Annotated in this window: 14 protein-coding genes; 9 read left to right on the forward strand and 5 right to left on the reverse strand. The window is 60.3% G+C overall.

The annotated features are described in order from the left end of the window. Positions 1–72 precede the first annotated feature (72 nt). From KHO49_RS10830 to KHO49_RS10860, 7 genes are all read left to right on the forward strand, one after another. Entirely contained in the window at positions 73–309 is a 237-nt protein-coding gene (locus tag KHO49_RS10830) for a DUF1653 domain-containing protein (protein ID WP_102864102.1), read from the forward strand. A gap of 114 nt (positions 310–423) precedes the next feature. Beyond that, entirely contained in the window at positions 424–3036 is a 2613-nt protein-coding gene (gene topA, locus KHO49_RS10835; RefSeq protein WP_102863778.1) for a type I DNA topoisomerase, read from the forward strand. 165 nt (positions 3037–3201) lie between these two features. Further along, positions 3202–3726: a DUF6586 family protein gene (locus KHO49_RS10840; RefSeq protein ID WP_102879018.1), complete on the forward strand. Its 525-nt coding sequence runs from the start codon at positions 3202–3204 to the stop codon at positions 3724–3726. Positions 3727–3776: 50 nt separating this feature from the next. Next, positions 3777–4820, forward strand: coding sequence for a hypothetical protein (locus KHO49_RS10845; protein WP_213665003.1), 1044 nt, complete (start codon positions 3777–3779; stop codon positions 4818–4820). Next, entirely contained in the window at positions 4820–5836 is a 1017-nt protein-coding gene (locus tag KHO49_RS10850; protein WP_213665004.1) for a hypothetical protein, read from the forward strand. The genes KHO49_RS10845 and KHO49_RS10850 overlap by 1 nt, the downstream gene beginning before the upstream one ends. Before the next feature lie 3 nt (positions 5837–5839). Continuing rightward, positions 5840–6397, forward strand: a complete 558-nt coding sequence (locus KHO49_RS10855) for a LemA family protein (protein WP_213665005.1) — start codon at positions 5840–5842, stop codon at positions 6395–6397. A gap of 158 nt (positions 6398–6555) precedes the next feature. Beyond that, positions 6556–6789 carry a hypothetical protein gene (locus KHO49_RS10860; protein WP_102864101.1) on the forward strand — a complete coding sequence of 78 codons (234 nt, stop codon included), beginning with the start codon at positions 6556–6558 and terminating at the stop codon, positions 6787–6789. 106 nt (positions 6790–6895) lie between these two features. On the opposite strand, the gene sulA is transcribed toward KHO49_RS10860, so the two are convergent. Next, entirely contained in the window at positions 6896–7369 is a 474-nt protein-coding gene (gene sulA, locus KHO49_RS10865) for an SOS-induced cell division inhibitor SulA (RefSeq protein ID WP_102863773.1), read from the reverse strand. Between the two features lie 10 nt (positions 7370–7379). Further along, positions 7380–7985, reverse strand: a complete 606-nt coding sequence (gene lexA / locus KHO49_RS10870) for a transcriptional repressor LexA (RefSeq protein ID WP_102863772.1) — start codon at positions 7983–7985, stop codon at positions 7380–7382. 251 nt (positions 7986–8236) lie between these two features. Between lexA and KHO49_RS10875 the strand changes: the two genes are divergently transcribed. After that, on the forward strand, positions 8237–8944 hold the full coding sequence (locus KHO49_RS10875; protein ID WP_016967101.1) for a TetR/AcrR family transcriptional regulator: 708 nt from the start codon (positions 8237–8239) through the stop codon (positions 8942–8944). Between the two features lie 198 nt (positions 8945–9142). Further along, entirely contained in the window at positions 9143–10141 is a 999-nt protein-coding gene (nagZ, locus tag KHO49_RS10880) for a beta-N-acetylhexosaminidase (protein WP_213665265.1), read from the forward strand. Between the two features lie 51 nt (positions 10142–10192). Here nagZ and KHO49_RS10885 read toward each other — a convergent pair whose 3' ends face one another. The 3 genes from KHO49_RS10885 to mfd are packed head-to-tail and all read right to left on the reverse strand — an operon-like array spanning position 10193 to position 16921. After that, positions 10193–12883 carry a DEAD/DEAH box helicase gene (locus KHO49_RS10885; RefSeq protein ID WP_213665006.1) on the reverse strand — a complete coding sequence of 897 codons (2691 nt, stop codon included), beginning with the start codon at positions 12881–12883 and terminating at the stop codon, positions 10193–10195. An 11-nt stretch (positions 12884–12894) separates the two neighbouring features. Beyond that, a complete protein-coding gene (locus KHO49_RS10890) occupies positions 12895–13461 on the reverse strand; it encodes a CsiV family protein (protein WP_170002207.1) in 567 nt (188 codons plus the stop codon). A 10-nt stretch (positions 13462–13471) separates the two neighbouring features. Beyond that, positions 13472–16921 (reverse strand): transcription-repair coupling factor, encoded by a 3450-nt coding sequence (gene mfd / locus KHO49_RS10895; protein WP_213665007.1) that lies wholly within the window; start codon positions 16919–16921, stop codon positions 13472–13474. Positions 16922–17221: the final 300 nt, after the last annotated feature.

Consider the following 17221-nt stretch of genomic DNA (forward strand, 5'->3'; position numbering starts at 1 on the left):
TGTGCCCCGGTTTTTGTTTTTCTGAAGATTTATTTGTTTTTATTTTGAAAAGAATTGCACGAGGGCCAGAGCATGCAGTTACAACCCGGGCTCTATCAGCATTACAAGGGGCCGCAGTACCGCGTTTTCAGCGTGGCGCGGCACTCGGAAACGGAAGAAGAAGTAGTGTTTTACCAAGCCCTGTATGGGGATTACGGTTTTTGGGTGCGACCCTTGAGCATGTTCCTGGAGTCGGTCGAAGTTGACGGCGAGCAGGTCCCACGCTTTGCTTTGGTGCAGGCCGAACCCAGTCTTTTTTCACCGACGTAAGTGCTGGTCGCGCAGTACCCTGCGCTTGACCTCACCTTGTTGCCACTATATATAGCGGGGCCGCGTCAGGCGCCAACCGCCTTTCACTTCTCGAATTCAGGAATTTTCTGATCCATGGGCAAATCGCTGGTCATTGTGGAATCCCCGGCTAAGGCCAAGACCATCAACAAGTACTTGGGCAACCAATACGTGGTGAAGTCGAGTATCGGCCATATCCGAGACCTGCCCACCAGCGGTTCGGCGAGCGCCGCCAAAGAGCCAGCCGCCAAGCGTGGCAAGGCCGCTGCGGGCGAAGCCCCGGCCTTGTCGCCGAAGGAAAAAGCGCGCAAGCAGCTGGTTTCACGCATGGGCGTCGACCCCGAGCACGGCTGGAAGGCCAAGTACGAAATCCTTCCCGGCAAGGAAAAGGTCATTGAAGAGCTGCGCCGCCTTGCCAAGGATGCCGACACCATCTATCTCGCAACGGACTTGGACCGCGAAGGGGAAGCCATCGCCTGGCACCTGCGGGAAGCCATCGGCGGTGACGACAGCCGCTACAAGCGCGTGGTGTTCAACGAAATCACCAAGAAGGCGATCCAGGAAGCCTTCTCCCAGCCCGGCGAGCTGGATATTCATCGGGTCAACGCTCAGCAGGCCCGTCGCTTTCTTGATCGCGTGGTGGGCTACATGGTCTCGCCGCTGCTGTGGGCGAAGATTGCCCGTGGCCTGTCTGCCGGCCGCGTGCAGTCCGTAGCCGTGAAGCTGGTGGTGGAGCGCGAGCGCGAAATTCGTGCCTTTATCCCGGAAGAATACTGGGAAGTACACGCTGATCTGGGCACCGCCAAGGGTTCGAATGTGCGTTTTGAAGTGGCCCGTGAAAACGGCGAGGCCTTCAAGCCGCTCAATGAAACACAGGCCATGGCTGCCCTGGAGAAGCTCAAGGCTTCGGCCTATAGCGTCGCCAAGCGCGAAGACAAACCCACCAGCAGCAAGCCGTCGGCGCCATTTATTACCTCCACCCTGCAGCAGGCTGCGAGCAACCGCCTGGGCTTCGGGGTGAAGAAGACCATGATGATGGCCCAGCGTCTGTATGAAGCTGGCTACATCACCTATATGCGTACCGACTCCACCAACCTCTCGGCTGATGCCGTGGCGATGGCGCGGACCTATATCGAAGACGAGTTCGGCAACAAGTACCTGCCGGCCTCGCCCAACGTCTACAGCAGCAAGGAAGGGGCCCAAGAGGCGCACGAAGCGATTCGTCCGTCCGACGTGAACACCCATCCAAGCAAACTGTCGGGCATGGAACGTGACGCTGAGCGGCTCTACGAGCTGATCTGGCGCCAGTTCGTTGCTTGCCAGATGCTGCCGGCGCAATACCTGTCCACTACCGTCAGCGTGGCCGCTGGCGACTTCGAGCTGCGCGCCAAGGGCCGCATCCTCAAGTTCGACGGCTACACCCGGGTCATGCCGCAGATCAGCAAGCCAGGTGATGACGATGTGCTGCCGGACATGGCGCAGGGCGAAGTGCTGAAGTTGATCAAGCTCGACCCAAGCCAGCACTTCACCAAGCCGCCGGCGCGCTATTCCGAAGCCAGCCTGGTGAAGGAAATGGAAAAACGCGGCATCGGTCGTCCTTCGACCTATGCGGCGATCATTTCGACCATTCAGGATCGCGGCTACGTAACCCTGCACAACCGTCGGTTCTATTCGGAAAAGATGGGTGACATCGTCACTGAGCGTCTCTCCGAAAGCTTCTCCAACCTCATGGACTACGGCTTCACCGCCGGCATGGAAGAGAACCTCGATGACGTGGCCCAGGGCGAGCGCGACTGGAAGAACGTCCTTGACGAGTTCTACGGCGACTTCAAGAAGAAACTCGAAGTGGCCGAGGGCGCTGACACCGGCATGCGCGCCAACCAGCCGGTGATGACCGATATTCCCTGCCAGACCTGCGGTCGGCCGATGCAGATTCGTACCGCTTCCACCGGCGTGTTCCTGGGTTGCTCGGGCTACAGCCTGCCTCCGAAGGAGCGATGCAAGGCCACCGTCAACCTGGTGCCGGGCGATGAGATCGCTGCGGACGACGAGGGTGAATCTGAATCCCTAGTGCTGCGCGGCAAGCACCGTTGCCCGATCTGCAGCACGGCGATGGACGCTTACCTGCTGGATGAAAAGCGCAAGCTGCACATCTGCGGTAACAACCCGGATTGCGCCGGTTACGAGATCGAAGAGGGCAGCTACCGGATCAAGGGCTATGAAGGCCCGAGCCTGGAATGCGACAAGTGCGGGAGCGAGATGCAGCTCAAGACAGGTCGTTTCGGCAAGTTCTTCGGTTGCACCAATCCGACCTGCAAGAACACTCGCAAGCTGCTGAAAAGCGGCGACGCGGCGCCGCCGAAGATGGACCCGGTGAAGATGCCTGAGCTCAAATGCGAGAAGGTCAACGACACTTACATCCTGCGCGATGGTGCTTCGGGTCTGTTCCTGGCCGCCAGTCAGTTCCCGAAAAACCGTGAAACCCGCGCTCCGCTGGTGCTGGAGCTGATCCCGCACAAGGACGAAATTGATCCGAAGTACCACTTCCTTTGCGAAGCGCCGAAAAAGGACCCGGACGGTCGCCCGGCGGTGGTGCGCTATAGCCGCAAGACCAAGGAGCAGTACGTGCAGACCGAGGTTGATGGCAAGCCGACCGGCTGGCGTGCGTTCTACGACGGTGGTACCTGGAAGGTCGAAGACAAGCGCTAAGCACTGTTTGTGTCGAGGGGCTTGCTCCTCGATGTAGCGCTGTACAGGGCCGCATGATTCCGTTGGGAGTCATGCGGCCTTTCTTTTGCCTTGCGGTGCGCGGGAGTGATCCTTGAAACTGTGCCGTCCGCATCCGGTTCTCTTCTTGTAGTGGAGGCTGCCTACATGGCCCACGAGCTCTATACCCGTACCAATCAGAAAATCTACTTTGCCGGCCTGGCCCTCGAGTCCCTGGCCCGGGCCGAAGAGGGGCGGGCGATGAATGCCCAGGCACAGGTTCAGGCCGGGCGCGAATCGGTGCTGTTCCACCTGTACGGTGCCTTGCTGGGGCTATGCCACGAAATTGCAGGGTTCTACCGGCTGCCGCAGGCCAATGCTGCGCGGGTCGAGCAGATCCTGAGCCGTGAAGTGCTGGATAGCATTGCGATTCCCGAGCTGGCGGAGCTGGTGGAATTGGCGCAGAGCCCGCAGACCTGGCTGGCGCAACTGCTATCCGCTTACAGCGAACTCTTTCAACCACCGCGAGCGCCGCACAAGCCCAAGGGCGATGTGACCCAGCCGCTGATCGTGGCGGTCAATCTGGATGAGGAAGAGTCGGAGCAGGAACTGAGCCGGGAAGAGCTGGAAAGTTGGCGGCAGAATCTCAAGGCCCTGGCCATTCGTTTTCGAGATGGCTTGAACGAGTGTTGAGCCTGAGCGTCGCTTGATACGCGACGCGTTTAATTGATCAAGGAAGATTTATGTTGTTCTTCTTGCGTGACCAAGCGCTAGTTCGCCTGCTGAGCGATTGCCAGATGCGAGTCATCAACGCTCAGTCCAAGGCGGATCTGCTGGAGGTGCTCGACCGGCTGGAGATATTCCCCGGTGGCCTGGAATTCGATCATATGCAGTCAATAACGCTCCTGGTGCTGGCGTTTGCCGCGCTCGCGGCTGGGTTGTTGATGGATGGCATGGGCGGGATGTTCTGGGTGTTTGTGGCTCTTTGTTTCTTCAGCTACCGGGTCAGCAAGGGCGTCTCTGGGGCGTTGACGGATCTGGCGGCGAGCATTACCCGCAAGTGCATGATGTTGGGCAACGACTTGAGCGAATTCGACAGCAGTGCCGACTGGCGCCTGAAGAGACTGGACAACGAATTCACCGATTACCAGCGGGGCAGCGAGATTGAGCAGCGCCGTATCCTGGACTCGCTCCAGGGGGTGTATCGAGGAGAGCAGCATTCGCTGGCATTCGAGTATCACCATCTACGATATGTGATCTCCAGTCGCGAGCGTGAGGCCAGCGGAGGCTTCAGGACGGTTTACACGAACTACCACCGCTACAGTCTGGTGGTGGATTTCCCTTGGGTGAGAGAGATTGCGGTTCGATCCAGTCCCTTGGAAATACCGCTGTCTGGACAGCCCTTCAAGACCGACCGCGACGATTTCAATCAGACCTTTGTGCTGCGCGGCATTGACCCCGCCTGTTGCGAGCGCTTCGCCACGCCTGCGACGCTGGATCTGTTGATGGAGCTTTCGCGCCAGCTCCATGGGGTCAATCTGGAGTTCTCCAGCCAGGGACGGCTCTGCCTGAGCTTCAACAATGAAGACATCATGGCTTATGCCGATCCGGGGTTGCTGAGTGATCTGGCGGTCTTTCGTGAGCGGATCGAGGCTGGCATCGAGTTGCCGAAGTTGTATCCGTTGTTGGCGCAGATAGAGCGGTTGGCCCAGCAGCACGACGGTCATGTTGTTACTGCTGTCGTTCCACAGACTTCTGAATCCGGCGAATTGAGCAAGGAAGAATGATGCAGTTTCTCAAGCATGATGCCGAGCTGGTCCGCTTGTTGGCCAGCTGCGACTCGGAAGTCGCACGCGCCAGGTCAAACGAGGATTTGCTGAAGGTTATCGACAAGCTCCGCACCTTCAAAGGTGGGTTGAAATTCGATCATGCCCAGCCCCTGGTGCTGTTGATGCTGGCTATTGCTGCGGCCGTGCCTGCCATGGCTGGTGTGATCCCGATGGTGTTTGTCGCGGCGTGCCTGGGTTTTGCCAGTCTGTACATCTGGATGAGCCGTAAGGCGGCCTTTGACGAGCTACCGAAGAAGATAGCCCGTAAATGTTCGTTCCTCAGTAATGGTCTGTGGGACCCGGGTGGATCAGCTGATGAGCGTTTCAGGCAATTGAGCGGTGAGTTTGATGACTATGACCGTGGCAATGACAGTCGTCGTATCGAGGCTTCGGCCAAGGGGGTCTATCAGGGAGCTCGGCACGAGCTGTCTTTTGTCTTTCACCACCTGCGTTATGTGAACTCTCATATCAAGAGAAAAACCGATGGCGAGTCCGAGCGGGTGTATGAGAGCTTCGATCGCTTCAGCCTGGTGGTGGAGTTCCCCTGGGTGAGGGGTGTGGCAGTGCGTAGCAATCTCCCGGATAAAAAAATTACCAAGCGCAAGGTCTTCGAGACTACCTTCGATGACTTCAACAGGACTTTCATGTTTTGTGGTGAGAGTGAGCTGGCTTGCGCAAGGTTCGCAACGCCCACCACCCTGGTTTTCTTGCTGGGTCTTTGTCGGCGGCTGAAGAATGTGAATCTGGAGTTTTCCAGTCAGGGGCGCTTGTGTCTGAGCTTCGATGATGCCGAAGTCATGGCCTATCAGGACCCGGGAACCCTTGAGGACCTTCCGGGCTTCTACGCAAAGATCAAGCAGGGGCTTAAATTGCCGAACCTTTTTCCGGTTCTGGCCCTCGTGCATGAGTTGGCGGAGTTGCAGGACAACAATTTCGAGCTTCCGCTGACAGTCACCGATGATATGGAGCAGTAGGGTATGGAATTGTTGTTAGTGATTGCGATTGTCTTGGGTGTCCTTGCCTATGTGCACTACAACAAGATCGTCAGCGCTTATAACCGCGTGCAACGGGCCTGGTCAGATGTGCTCACCTACCAGAGGCAGAAGATCAAGGTGCTGGACGTGCTTGAGCCGCAAGTGGCCGGTTTTCAGGATTACGAAAGCCAGTTGCTGGAGAAAATAGTCGGGCTCCGTAGCGCCATCACCAGCTTGCCATCTGTGGCGGATGGCGAGGCGTTGAAGTCGGTGGATCGGGGGACCAAGGCGTTGCTGGGAGGGTTGAACCTGGCGTTTGAAGCCTATCCCGAGCTCAAGTCTGCGGAGCTGATGAACAACCTGATGCGTGAGGTAGCCGAGCAGGAGGGCAATGTCAGCGGCGCCATTACCCTGTTCAATCTGAATGTGGAGCATTTCAATAACAGAATTCAGTTGTTTCCCGGCTCGCTGGTTAATCGGTTGACCCTGAAAAAGTCACTGGTCACGCCGTTTTCCGACAGCCAGGCGTCGGCGGGTTTTGAATACAAGCCGAATTTCTGAGGGGCTCTGCTGCGCCTGTGTGGCGGGTTCGGCTTAGGGGACATCGGGTGGAGAAGGGAAGGTGGCGCGTCGAGCAGTAGCTGCTGCCATGCAAGATCCTGAGCGAGGTGGGGGTTATGACTGATATAATCCCCGCCTTTCGTGGAGACCAGACTTTTATGCCAACGTCCTTTCTAGAAATTGTCGAATTGCCAGACGGTCGTATTGAGCTGCGCAGAGCTGAGGACGAGGGTTCTCTGGTTACTTTGGATTTTTCCGAGGATGCCAAAGTCTTTTTGCAAGGTCAGCATGTGGAAGTTGCCAAGGCCATGTTGAGCGTCGGCGTGCAGATGGCCGGACGCTTGGTTGAAGGTGAAATCGACAAGGAAGACGGTCCGCGGGTTCTCCACTAAACCCGTTTATCGGTTTTCTTCCGGTTATTCGTCATATTTGTTCCGGCTTCTCAATCCTGGAGAAGCCTCGCGTCATTCAAGCGCATTTATTGTGGCTTCCCGGTATTTATCCCAGGCGAATATTCAGGCTTTGCGCATCACCCGTGCGTGCGGCACTGATCAATTGTTGCCGAGCACTGCCGCTTAGCGGGTTCAGCCAACTGACCACGGTATGGCTGCGGCCCAGTCTTAAGGCTTCACAAGCGAGCTGCTGCGGGCTTTGATTACCCCGTGGATGCAGCAGCAGGATGCGCTCGCGATTCAGTCCAGCCTCCCGCAACCAGCTTTGGGTCAGGCTGGATGGAGGGGCGATCAGGGTCAGCCAGCGGGCGTCCTGATCCTGACTCAGCTCCCTGAGGATGGGGGCCAGAAGGTTCAGGCAGTTCCCGGTGGCGCCGCGCAGCGACAGTTCACTGAAGGCTTCTGGATCGTTGTTCCAGGGCGATTCGACCGCTTCCTTGAGTACGGGCGCCAGTGGCTGGGCTAGGAACGCTTCGAACAGTGGTAGTTGTGCTTGCTGTGGTGTCTGGGGGAACTGCATGGAGCCTCCTTTAGCGGCGAATGACGCCGACACTCAAGCCTTCGATCACCAGTTCCTGATCTTTCAGGTTGACTTCGATAGGGGCAAATTCCGGATTCTCGGCGATCAGCCAGACCTTGCTGCCTTCGCGCTTGAAGCGCTTGACCGTGACTTCATCGCCGATGCGCGCGACTACAATCTGGCCATTACGAGCTTCGCGGGTGGTATGCACCGCGAGCAGGTCGCCGTCGAAGATGCCGATGTCTTTCATGCTCATGCCTTGGACCCGAAGCAAGTAGTCGGCGCGAGGATTAAAGAAGGTCGGGTTAATGTTGCAGGACTCTTCGATGTGCTGTTGGGCGAGAATGGGGGCGCCGGCGGCGACACGACCGATGATGGGTAGCGAGTCGTCGGTTTTGGCTTCAAAACCGGGGATGCGAATGCCGCGAGAGGCTCCCGGAGTCATCTCGATAGCGCCTTTGCGGGCCAGAGCCTTGAGGTGTTCTTCGGCGGCATTGGGTGACTTGAAGCCCAGCTCCTGGGCAATTTCGGCACGGGTGGGGGGATACCCGTTGTCTTCGAGGCAGCGTTTGATAAAAGCCAGAATCTCAGCTTGGCGTGGCGTCAGTTTTAGCATGTCGATCGCTCTGTCTTTTTATACAGTGACTGGGATTATATACAGTGAGTGTCACTTGGCAATCCTCCTTTTTCTGGGGGCTACCGGGCGGTCATCATCCTGATGCTGGAATCCGTTGCCGAAGGCTGGCTACAGAGGTCGGTAGGTATGATTAAATAGCGCGCCGTAAGGCCTCTGCAGAGGCCGGCAGGCTTGACATTGCAGAGCCTGAAACGTATGTTTCAAACAAGTGTTTGTCAGGCGGAGTAGCCATGGCCCAGTCGGAAACCGTTGAACGCATTCTCGATGCTGCCGAGCAGTTGTTCGCGGAAAAAGGTTTTGCCGAAACCTCGTTGCGGCTGATCACCAGCAAGGCCGGGGTCAACCTGGCGGCAGTCAACTATCATTTCGGTTCCAAGAAGGCGTTGATCCAGGCAGTGTTCTCGCGCTTCCTTGGACCTTTCTGCATCAGTCTTGATCGCGAGCTGGAGCGGCGGCAGTCAAAACCGGACAGCAAGCCGAGTCTTGAGGAGCTGTTGGAAATCCTCGTCGAACAGGCGCTGGTGGTGCAGCCTCGTAGCGGTAACGACCTGTCGATCTTCATGCGTCTGCTGGGACTGGCCTTTAGTCAGAGCCAGGGCCATTTGCGGCGTTATCTGGAAGACATGTACGGCAAGGTATTCCGCCGTTATATGTTGCTGGTTAACGAAGCGGCGCCGCGTATTCCGCCCATCGAGTTGTTCTGGCGTGTGCACTTCATGCTGGGTGCTGCGGCCTTCAGCATGTCCGGGATCAAGGCATTGCGCGCCATCGCTGAGACCGATTTCGGGGTCAATACCTCCATCGAGCAGGTGATGCGGCTGATGGTGCCGTTCCTCGCCGCCGGCATGCGTGCCGAAACCGGGGTCACGGACGAAGCCATGGCTAGCGCTCAGCTCAAGCCGCGTAGCAAGTCGGCCCCGGCAGTCGCCAAGGCTTGACCTCACGGGTGGGCGCGACAGCTTACATCCGCTAAGCTAGCCGCCCATGCCGATTCCCGTTTTACCCCTGTGCTTTCCTCTCGTCGATGTCGATTGGCTCGGCTGTGTTCCTCGTGGATACGGCCTTGTCTGCGTCGCCAGGAAGCCATCGCTGATGGCGCGCGTATTTGTGATTAAGGAAATTTTATGACCGTTGGCCTGCAAGGCTCCTTGATGGTGGACGTCGCCGGTACTTGGCTGACGGCTGAAGATCGCCAACTCCTGCGCCAGCCGCAAGTGGGTGGATTGATCATCTTTGCTCGCAATATCGAGCATCCGCGCCAGGTGCGTGAGCTCAGTGCGTCGATCCGCGCCATCCGTCCTGATCTGCTATTGGCGGTGGATCAGGAGGGTGGCAGGGTACAGCGGCTACGCCAGGGCTTTGTTCGTCTGCCGGCCATGCGCGCCCTCGCGGATAACCCGAATGCCGAATACCTGGCTGAACAGTGTGGCTGGATCATGGCCACCGAAGTGCTGGCTGTGGGCCTGGATCTGAGCTTCGCTCCGGTCCTGGACCTTGATCATCAGCGCAGTGCGGTGGTGGGTAGCCGGGCTTTCGAGGGGAATCCGGAACGTGCGGCGCTGTTGGCCGGTGCCTTTATCCGCGGCATGAACAGCGCCGGGATGGCGGCCACGGGCAAGCATTTCCCCGGGCATGGCTGGGCCGAGGCCGATTCCCATGTGGCGATTCCCAACGACGAGCGCAGCCTGGAGGAGATTCGTGCCAAGGACCTGCTGCCATTTGCGCGCCTGAGCAAGCAACTGGCGGCAGTGATGCCGGCTCATGTGATCTACCCGCAAGTCGACCCCCAGCCGGCCGGTTTCTCTCGGCGCTGGTTGCAGGACATCCTGCGTGGCGAACTGCAATTTGACGGGGTGATCTTCAGTGATGACTTGTCCATGGCCGGCGCTCACGTGGTGGGGGATGCCGCGAGCCGGATCGAAGCCGCTCTTGGTGCCGGTTGTGACATGGGCCTGGTGTGCAATGACCGTGCTGCGGCCGAGCTGGCATTGAGCGCGGCGCAGCGCCTTAAAGTGCAGCCGTCGCCGCGCATTGCACGGATGCGTGGTCAGGCGTTTGCCAATGTTGAGTACAAGCAGGACCCTCGCTGGCTCAAGGCCCTGGAGGCGTTGAGGGCTGCCCAGCTGATTGACTGAGGACGCCTGACTAATGGGCACCAGGAGCAATTCCCGGGTGCCCATATCGGGTCAGCGGCCGGCTTTGTTGTCCGGCAACGGTGCGAACAGGGCTTCGATGTCTTCACTCTGCAGCTTCCAGTCGCCGGCCTTGCGCCCGTCCAGTACGCCTGCCGCCAGGTCCGACTTCTCTTGTTGCAGGAGCTGGATCTTCTCCTCCACGGTGCCCCGGGCAATCAGCTTGTAGACGAACACCGGCTTTTCCTGGCCGATGCGGTAGGCGCGGTCGGTAGCCTGGCTCTCGGTCGCCGGGTTCCACCACGGATCGTAGTGGATCACGGTGTCGGCCTCGGTCAGATTCAGGCCCACGCCGCCCGCTTTGAGGCTGATCAAAAAGATCTGCAGCTTGCCGCTCTGGAAATCCCGCACCGGCGTGCGCCGATCCCGGGTCTGGCCGGTGAGCAGGGCGTAGGCGATTTTGCGTCGTTTGAGCTCGGCTTCGATCAGGCTCAGCATCGAGGTAAACTGCGAAAACAGCAGAATGCGCCGGCCTTCTTCGAACAACTCCTCAAGCATCTCCATCAGGCTGTCGAGTTTGCCCGACGAGCTGCCCCGCGCCAGGGGCGAGTCGTTGACCAGGCGCAGGTCGCAACACACCTGGCGCAGCTTGAGCAGGGCTTCGAGGATGATGATCTGGCTGCGCGCCACGCCCTTGCGGGTGATCTCGTCGCGGACTTTCTTGTCCATGGCCAGGCGCATGGTTTCGTAGACGTCCCGTTGCGCCTCGTTGAGTTCGACCCAATGGATGATCTCGGTCTTGGGTGGCAGCTCAGTGGCCACTTGCTCCTTGGTGCGGCGTAGCAGGAAGGGTTTGATCCGGCCGTTGAGGTGCTGCAGGCGCACTTCGCTGGCGTGCTTTTCGATCGGCACCCGGTAGTCGCGGTTGAAGCTCCTGGCATCGCCAAGCCAGCCCGGCAACAGGAAGTGGAACAGCGACCAGAGTTCTCCAAGATGGTTTTCCAGGGGCGTGCCAGACAGGCACAGGCGCTGCCGGGCGTTGAGTTCGCGTGCGGCTTGAGCGGCCTTGCTCGACGGGTTCTTGATGTACTGCGCCTCGTCGAGGATCAGTACGTGCAAGGGCTGCGCGGCCAGCAGTTCAACATCCTTGGGCAGCAGTGCATAGGTGGTCAGCAGCAGGTCGTAGTCGGCCAGTTGCGCGAAGTGTTTCTTGCGTCCCGCGCCATACAGCGCCAGAACCTTGAGTTGCGGGGTGAAGTGCGCCGCTTCGTCCAGCCAGTTGGGAATCAGGCTGGTGGGCATGACCACCATGCAAGGGCGGTCTAGGCGGCCGGCGTTTTTCTCGCTGAGGATGTGCGCCAGGGTCTGCAGGGTTTTGCCCAGGCCCATGTCATCGGCGAGGATGCCGCCCACTTCCAGCTGGCGCAGGGACTGCATCCAGCTCAAGCCTTCCTGCTGATAGGGGCGCAGGGTGGCATTCAACCCTTCTGGCACCGGCGCCGAGTAGTCCTTGATGTCGCGCAGGCGCTGGGCAAAGGTGCGGATATGCTCGCCACCTTCCCAGAGCAGTGGCAGGTCCTGCAGTGGGTTCAGGCGTGTGGCATCGGCACTGCTCAGGCGCAGGGCGGTTTCCCCGGGCTCCTGCAGATAGAACTCCCCCAGGGTTGCCAGCACCGGTTTCAGGCGGCCGTAGGGCAGCGCCACTTGCAGCGGGCCGTGCAAGGAATTGGGTCGGTTGGGAATGTTCACCAGGATCAACTCATCGTCACGGCGCCTGGCCAGGCGTTCCGGGTTGAGGAGTTCGGTGTGGGAGCGCATCAGGTTAAGTAGGATCGGCAGCAGGCTCAGGCGCTCGCCATTGACGATGATCCCCAGTTCCAGGTCGAACCAGTCGCGCCCTGGCGCTTCGTCGACGCTGGCGTACCAGTCGTCCACGGCTGTCAGGTCGAAGCCGAAGCCTTCGTCGATCTGCAGCTCCCAGCCCTGGTTGCGCAGCTTGGGCAGCTCATTGAGGGTGAAGGTCAGCCAGGCGCTGTCGTTGACCATCTCGAACAGCTCGCCGGCGCTTTCCGGTAATGCCTTGCTCTGCCGGGTGGCGATCTTGAAACCCAGGTTTCGCAGTTGCTCGCGCCAGCCTTGCTCACGCTCGGGGTGGCGCTTTATACGCAGGGTCTGATGTTCCTGGCGGATGATCACATCGGCATTCTTCTGGCCGCTGACGTGTTCGCCCATGTAGTTGAATGACAGTGCGGCGCGGTGCTGGATATAGCGCTGCATCTTGCCGTTGCGTGGTTCGAAAGCGCTGAATTCGATGCTTGCCAGCCACAGGCGCGGCACGGGTTGCACATCCTCCAGCAAGTGCTGTGGCAGCGCGGCGGGGCGGCGGCTGTCGAGTACCGCGGAGAGCTTTTCCAGCAGCTCGGCATCCTTGGCTGCGGCGGGATAGGCCAGGGTTTCTTCCACTTGCAACAGCACGGCGGCGATGTGTTTGCAGTTGCTGCGGACCGGGCAGGTGCAATGGGCGTCGATCAGCAGCAGGTTGCCCTTGCTCGATTCTCGCAGGCTGATGTGCTGCCGATAGACATTGCCACCGGAGCCTTCGCAGCTGGCAGTGATAGCGCTGTCTGCGGCGGTAACGATGCGTACACGTCTTTCCAGGGCGTAACGCCGGCCGCGCTCCAAGGTTTGTTCCTTGAAGCGATTGACCCAGGACGGGGCCAGGGGTTTGGTCAGGGGCGGGGTCATAGGGACTTCGATCAGTCCGGTATTTCAGTTGGAGCAGGGCGCGGCGCCGGTGCGGTGAGCGAGGTGATCTTGATCAGCAGCGCTAGGTGGCCGTTGTCCAGGTAGTTGAGCTGACCGTTTTTGGTGTGGCTTTGCTGCTTCAGGCGTTCGCTGCGGGTAACCAGGCCATTGCTGTCGATCTGGTTGATCCAGAAGTCTGCGTCCACATCGGTGAAGCGCCCGAGCTTGAGGTTCAGGGTGCCTTCGATGGGGAACTGGCCGAACAGTTCCCGCCCGTCGCTGAGGGCCACCTTGACCGGGGTTTCCCCCAGGGTCTGCTGCCAGGCCTTGTGCAGCAGCACGCTGTAGTTGCCACTGGCATTGAGCTTCTCGACGATCCCGCCCAGGGCGGGCGTGCGCTGGCTTTCCGGGCTCAGGCGTTGAGCGCCGGCGGCCCAGTCTTCCGGAGCGGCGCGGCTTATGATCTGCGGCTCGGCGTTCTGCCGGACAAGGATCATTTCCACCTGGTACAGATCGTCGGCAAACGCCATGGGCGCGACCAGGGTCAGGAGCAGGGTCAGGGAGCGGAACAGGCGCATGGGGCGTCCTTCAAGCAGTTTTCGGGGTGAGGCGTTCAAACAGTGCCTCCAATGTATTAAAGCGCTCTTCCGGGCGCTCCATCGGCACCATGAACTTGAACAGGGTTGCGCCTTCGAATTTGTAGCGTTTGGGTTGGCTCTGAATCAGTTTGATCAGTGCCAATGGGTCCACCGGCGTATCTGCGGCAAACTCGATGCGCCCGCCTTGCGGGCCGCCATCTACCTTCTTGATCCCCAGGGTTTCGGCCTGGAGTTTCAGCAGGGTCAGGCGGACCAGGTTCTTGGTGGGCTCGGGCAGCAGGCCGAAGCGGTCGATCATCTCCACTTGCAGGTCCTTCAAGCCGTCTTCGTCGGTTGCCGAGGCGATGCGCTTGTAGAGGATCAGGCGGGCGTGCACATCCGGCAGGTAGTCCTCGGGAATCAACGCCGGCAGGCGCAGGTTGATTTCCGGGCCGCCGCCCAGGGGCTGGTCGAGGTTCGGCTGTTCGCCCTTGCGGATGGCCTTCACCGCGCGCTCGAGCATCTCCATATAAAGGGTGAAGCCCACAGCCTGGATCTGCCCGCTCTGGCCGTCGCCCAGCAGCTCGCCGGCGCCGCGAATTTCCAGGTCGTTGGTGGCCAGCACGAAACCGGCCCCCAGGTCCTGAGTATTGGCGATGGCTTCCAGGCGCTTTTCAGCGTCCGGGGTGATTTGCTGGCGCGGGGGTGTCAGCAGGTAGGCATAGGCCTGGTGGTGACTACGGCCGACCCGACCGCGCAACTGGTGCAACTGGGCCAGGCCGAACTTGTCGGCGCGCTCGATGATGATGGTGTTGGCGCTCGGCACGTCGATCCCGGTCTCGATGATGGTCGAGGCGATCAGCACGTTGAAGCGCTTGTGGTAGAAGTCGCTCATCACCTGTTCGAGTTCGCGTTCGCGCATCTGCCCATGGCCGATGCCGATCCGTGCTTCGGGCACCAGTTCGGCCAGGTCGGCGGCGCATTTCTCGATGGTTTTCACGTCGTTGTGCAGGTAGTACACCTGGCCGCCACGCAGCAGTTCACGCAGCAGGGCCTCTTTGACCGTGCTCTTGTTCTGCTCCATGACAAAGGTGCGCACCGACAGGCGTCGCGCCGGCGGCGTGGCGATGATCGACAAGTCGCGCATGCCCGAGACGGCCATGTTCAGGGTTCGCGGGATCGGCGTGGCGGTCAGGGTGAGGATGTCGACTTCACTGCGCAGGGCTTTGAGCTGTTCCTTCTGGCGCACCCCGAAGCGGTGTTCTTCGTCGATGATCACCAGCCCCAGGTTCTTGATCTTCACATCGTCCTGCAGCAGCTTGTGGGTGCCGATGACGATGTCGATCTTGCCTTCGGCCAGGTCCGCCACCGCGGCGTTCACTTCCTTGGCCGACTTGAAGCGGCTCATCACCTCCACGGTCACCGGCCAGTCGGCGAAGCGGTCGCGGAAGCTGTTGTAGTGCTGTTGGGCGAGCAGGGTGGTGGGCACCAGGATGGCCACTTGCTTGCCGCCGTGGACCGCAATGAAAGCGGCGCGCATGGCCACTTCGGTCTTGCCGAAGCCGACGTCGCCACAGACCAGGCGGTCCATCGGTTTGCCCGAGAGCATGTCCTCGCGCACCGCTTCGATGGTGCTCTGCTGGTCCGGGGTTTCCTCGAAGGGGAAGCCGGCGCTGAAGGTGGCGTAGTCGGCCTTCGGATCGGCGAAGGCATAGCCTTCCCGGGCGGCGCGCCGGGCATAGATGTCCAGCAGCTCGGCGGCCACATCGCGCACTTGCTCGGCGGCCTTGCGCTTGGCTTTCTGCCAGGCTTCCGAGCCGAGGCGGTGCAACGGCGCCAGGGCGTCGTCGCTACCGGTGTAGCGGGCAATCAGGTGCAGGTTGGCCACGGGCACATAGAGCTTGGCGCCCTCTGCGTATTCCAGGGTCAGGAACTCGGCGGCCTGGTTGTCGATCTCCAGGGTCGCCAGACCCAGGTAGCGGCCGACACCGTGGTCGATGTGCACCACCGGCGCGCCTTCGCGCAGCTCGGTGAGGTTCTTGATCACTGCATCGTTATTGGCGTCGGCGCGTTTTTCCCGGCGCCGACGCTGCATCACCCGCTGGCCGAACAGTGGGCTTTCCGCCACCAGGGCCAGGGCTGGATCGTCCAATACCAGTCCCTCGTCCAGAGGGGCAATGGTGATTGCCAGGCGCTCCTTGCTGGCGACGAAATCCGGCCAGCTGTCTACGGTCTTCGGCCGCAGCTTGAGACGTTCCAGCAGCTCCAGCAGCACTTCCCGGCGGCCGGCGGATTCGGCGGTGAACAACACCCGGCCGGGGAACTCGTCGAGGAAGCCCGAGAGCGCCGCCAGCGGCTGGTTGGCCTTGGCCTCGATGGCCAGGTTGGGCAATTCGTGGGCCGGGAAACGCTCGCGGCCGACGCCGGTTTCGATGTCCTGCTGGCTGGCCACCACCCGTGGCCAGTTTTTCAGGCGGGCGAAGCAGTCTTCCACCGGCAGGAACAGTTCCGCCGGAGGCAGGAGCGGGCGCGATGGATCGACGCGGCGCTCTTCATAGCGGTTGCGTACATCGTTCCAGAAGTTTTCCGCGGCCTGTTCGATGCCCGGTAGTGAGAACACTTGGGTGTCCTGGGGCAGGTAGTCGAACAGGGTCGAAGTCTCTTCGAAGAACAGCGGCAGGTAGTACTCGATACCGGCCGGGGTAATCCCGCTGCTCAGGTCCTGGAAGATCGGGCAGCGGCGGAAGTCCACGTCGAAGCGTTCGCGAAAGCGCGCCTTGAAGCGAGTCACCGCTTCTTTCTGCAGAGGGAATTCCTTGGCCGGCAGCAGGCGCACCGAGTCGACCTTGTCGATGGAGCGCTGGTTCTCTGGGTCGAAGGTGCGCAGGGTCTCGATTTCGTCGTCGAACAGGTCGATGCGGTAAGGCAACTTGCTGCCCATGGGGAACAGGTCGATCAAGGCGCCGCGCACGGTGAATTCGCCGTGCTCATAGACTGTATCGACGTAGCGATAGCCGCTGGCCTCCAGGCGCGTGCGCATCTGTTCCACATCGAGCTTCTGGCCAACGTCCAGTACCAGGCTGCTGCCCAGCAGGAACTGGGTCGGCGCCAGGCGGTGCAGGGCGGTGGTGATGGGCACTACCAGTACGCCGTGCTCCAGCTCCGGCAGCCGGTAGAGGCTGGCGATGCGCTGGGAAATGATGTCCTGGTGCGGCGAGAACAGGTCGTAGGGCAGGGTTTCCCAGTCGGGGAAATGCAGCACCGGCAGATCCGGGGCGAAGAAGCCCAGCTCCTGTTCCAGCCGGTCAGCGCTTTGGCTGTCGGCGGTCAGCAGGAGGGTAAAGCGCTTGGCGGCGCTGGCGGCTTCGGCGATGGCCAGGCTCAGGGCGGCACCGGGCAGGTTGCCCCAATGCTGTTTACCGGCGGCGGCAGGGAGTAGCGGTAGACGCAGGACGGGCACGGACGGTCAAGCTCCAAGCGTTGCGACGAAAGTCGGTAATTGTAACGGCCCCGGGTGGCCACTGTCAGTGGCTGATGCGTCTATTACGCCGGTCAGGGCAAATGTAGTGGCTATGACAACAAAATGTGCTTTTTTGGCGGAAATGTAGTGCCGAATTTGCTCGGTGTTACGGAGGGTTACATACAGGTTGCTTGGCTGTCCAAAAAATTGACGCGGCTGGAAGCCACGGTTTTACTGGCCTCCAGCATAGTGGTGTTTTTTTGCAAGGGCTTTTTGTTACGTTCCGCACGACAGGCGCGC

The sequence above is a fragment of the Pseudomonas sp. RC4D1 genome (assembly GCF_018390395.1).
In the GTDB taxonomy this organism is placed as follows: Bacteria; Pseudomonadota; Gammaproteobacteria; order Pseudomonadales; family Pseudomonadaceae; genus Aquipseudomonas; species Aquipseudomonas danubii.

Bases quoted from the DNA above. Each gene is read 5' to 3' on its own strand.
- lexA (WP_102863772.1), bottom strand. From the start codon at position 7,985: ATGCTAAAACTGACGCCACGCCAAGCTGAGATTCTGGCTTTTATCAAA.
- KHO49_RS10890 (WP_170002207.1), bottom strand. From the start codon at position 13,461: ATGCGCCTGTTCCGCTCCCTGACCCTGCTCCTGACCCTGGTCGCGCCC.
- KHO49_RS10830 (WP_102864102.1), top strand. From the start codon at position 73: ATGCAGTTACAACCCGGGCTCTATCAGCATTACAAGGGGCCGCAGTAC.
- KHO49_RS10855 (WP_213665005.1), top strand. From the start codon at position 5,840: ATGGAATTGTTGTTAGTGATTGCGATTGTCTTGGGTGTCCTTGCCTAT.
- sulA (WP_102863773.1), bottom strand. From the start codon at position 7,369: ATGCAGTTCCCCCAGACACCACAGCAAGCACAACTACCACTGTTCGAA.
- topA (WP_102863778.1), top strand. From the start codon at position 424: ATGGGCAAATCGCTGGTCATTGTGGAATCCCCGGCTAAGGCCAAGACC.
- KHO49_RS10840 (WP_102879018.1), top strand. From the start codon at position 3,202: ATGGCCCACGAGCTCTATACCCGTACCAATCAGAAAATCTACTTTGCC.
- KHO49_RS10845 (WP_213665003.1), top strand. From the start codon at position 3,777: ATGTTGTTCTTCTTGCGTGACCAAGCGCTAGTTCGCCTGCTGAGCGAT.
- KHO49_RS10885 (WP_213665006.1), bottom strand. From the start codon at position 12,883: ATGACCCCGCCCCTGACCAAACCCCTGGCCCCGTCCTGGGTCAATCGC.
- KHO49_RS10850 (WP_213665004.1), top strand. From the start codon at position 4,820: ATGCAGTTTCTCAAGCATGATGCCGAGCTGGTCCGCTTGTTGGCCAGC.
- KHO49_RS10860 (WP_102864101.1), top strand. From the start codon at position 6,556: ATGCCAACGTCCTTTCTAGAAATTGTCGAATTGCCAGACGGTCGTATT.
- KHO49_RS10875 (WP_016967101.1), top strand. From the start codon at position 8,237: ATGGCCCAGTCGGAAACCGTTGAACGCATTCTCGATGCTGCCGAGCAG.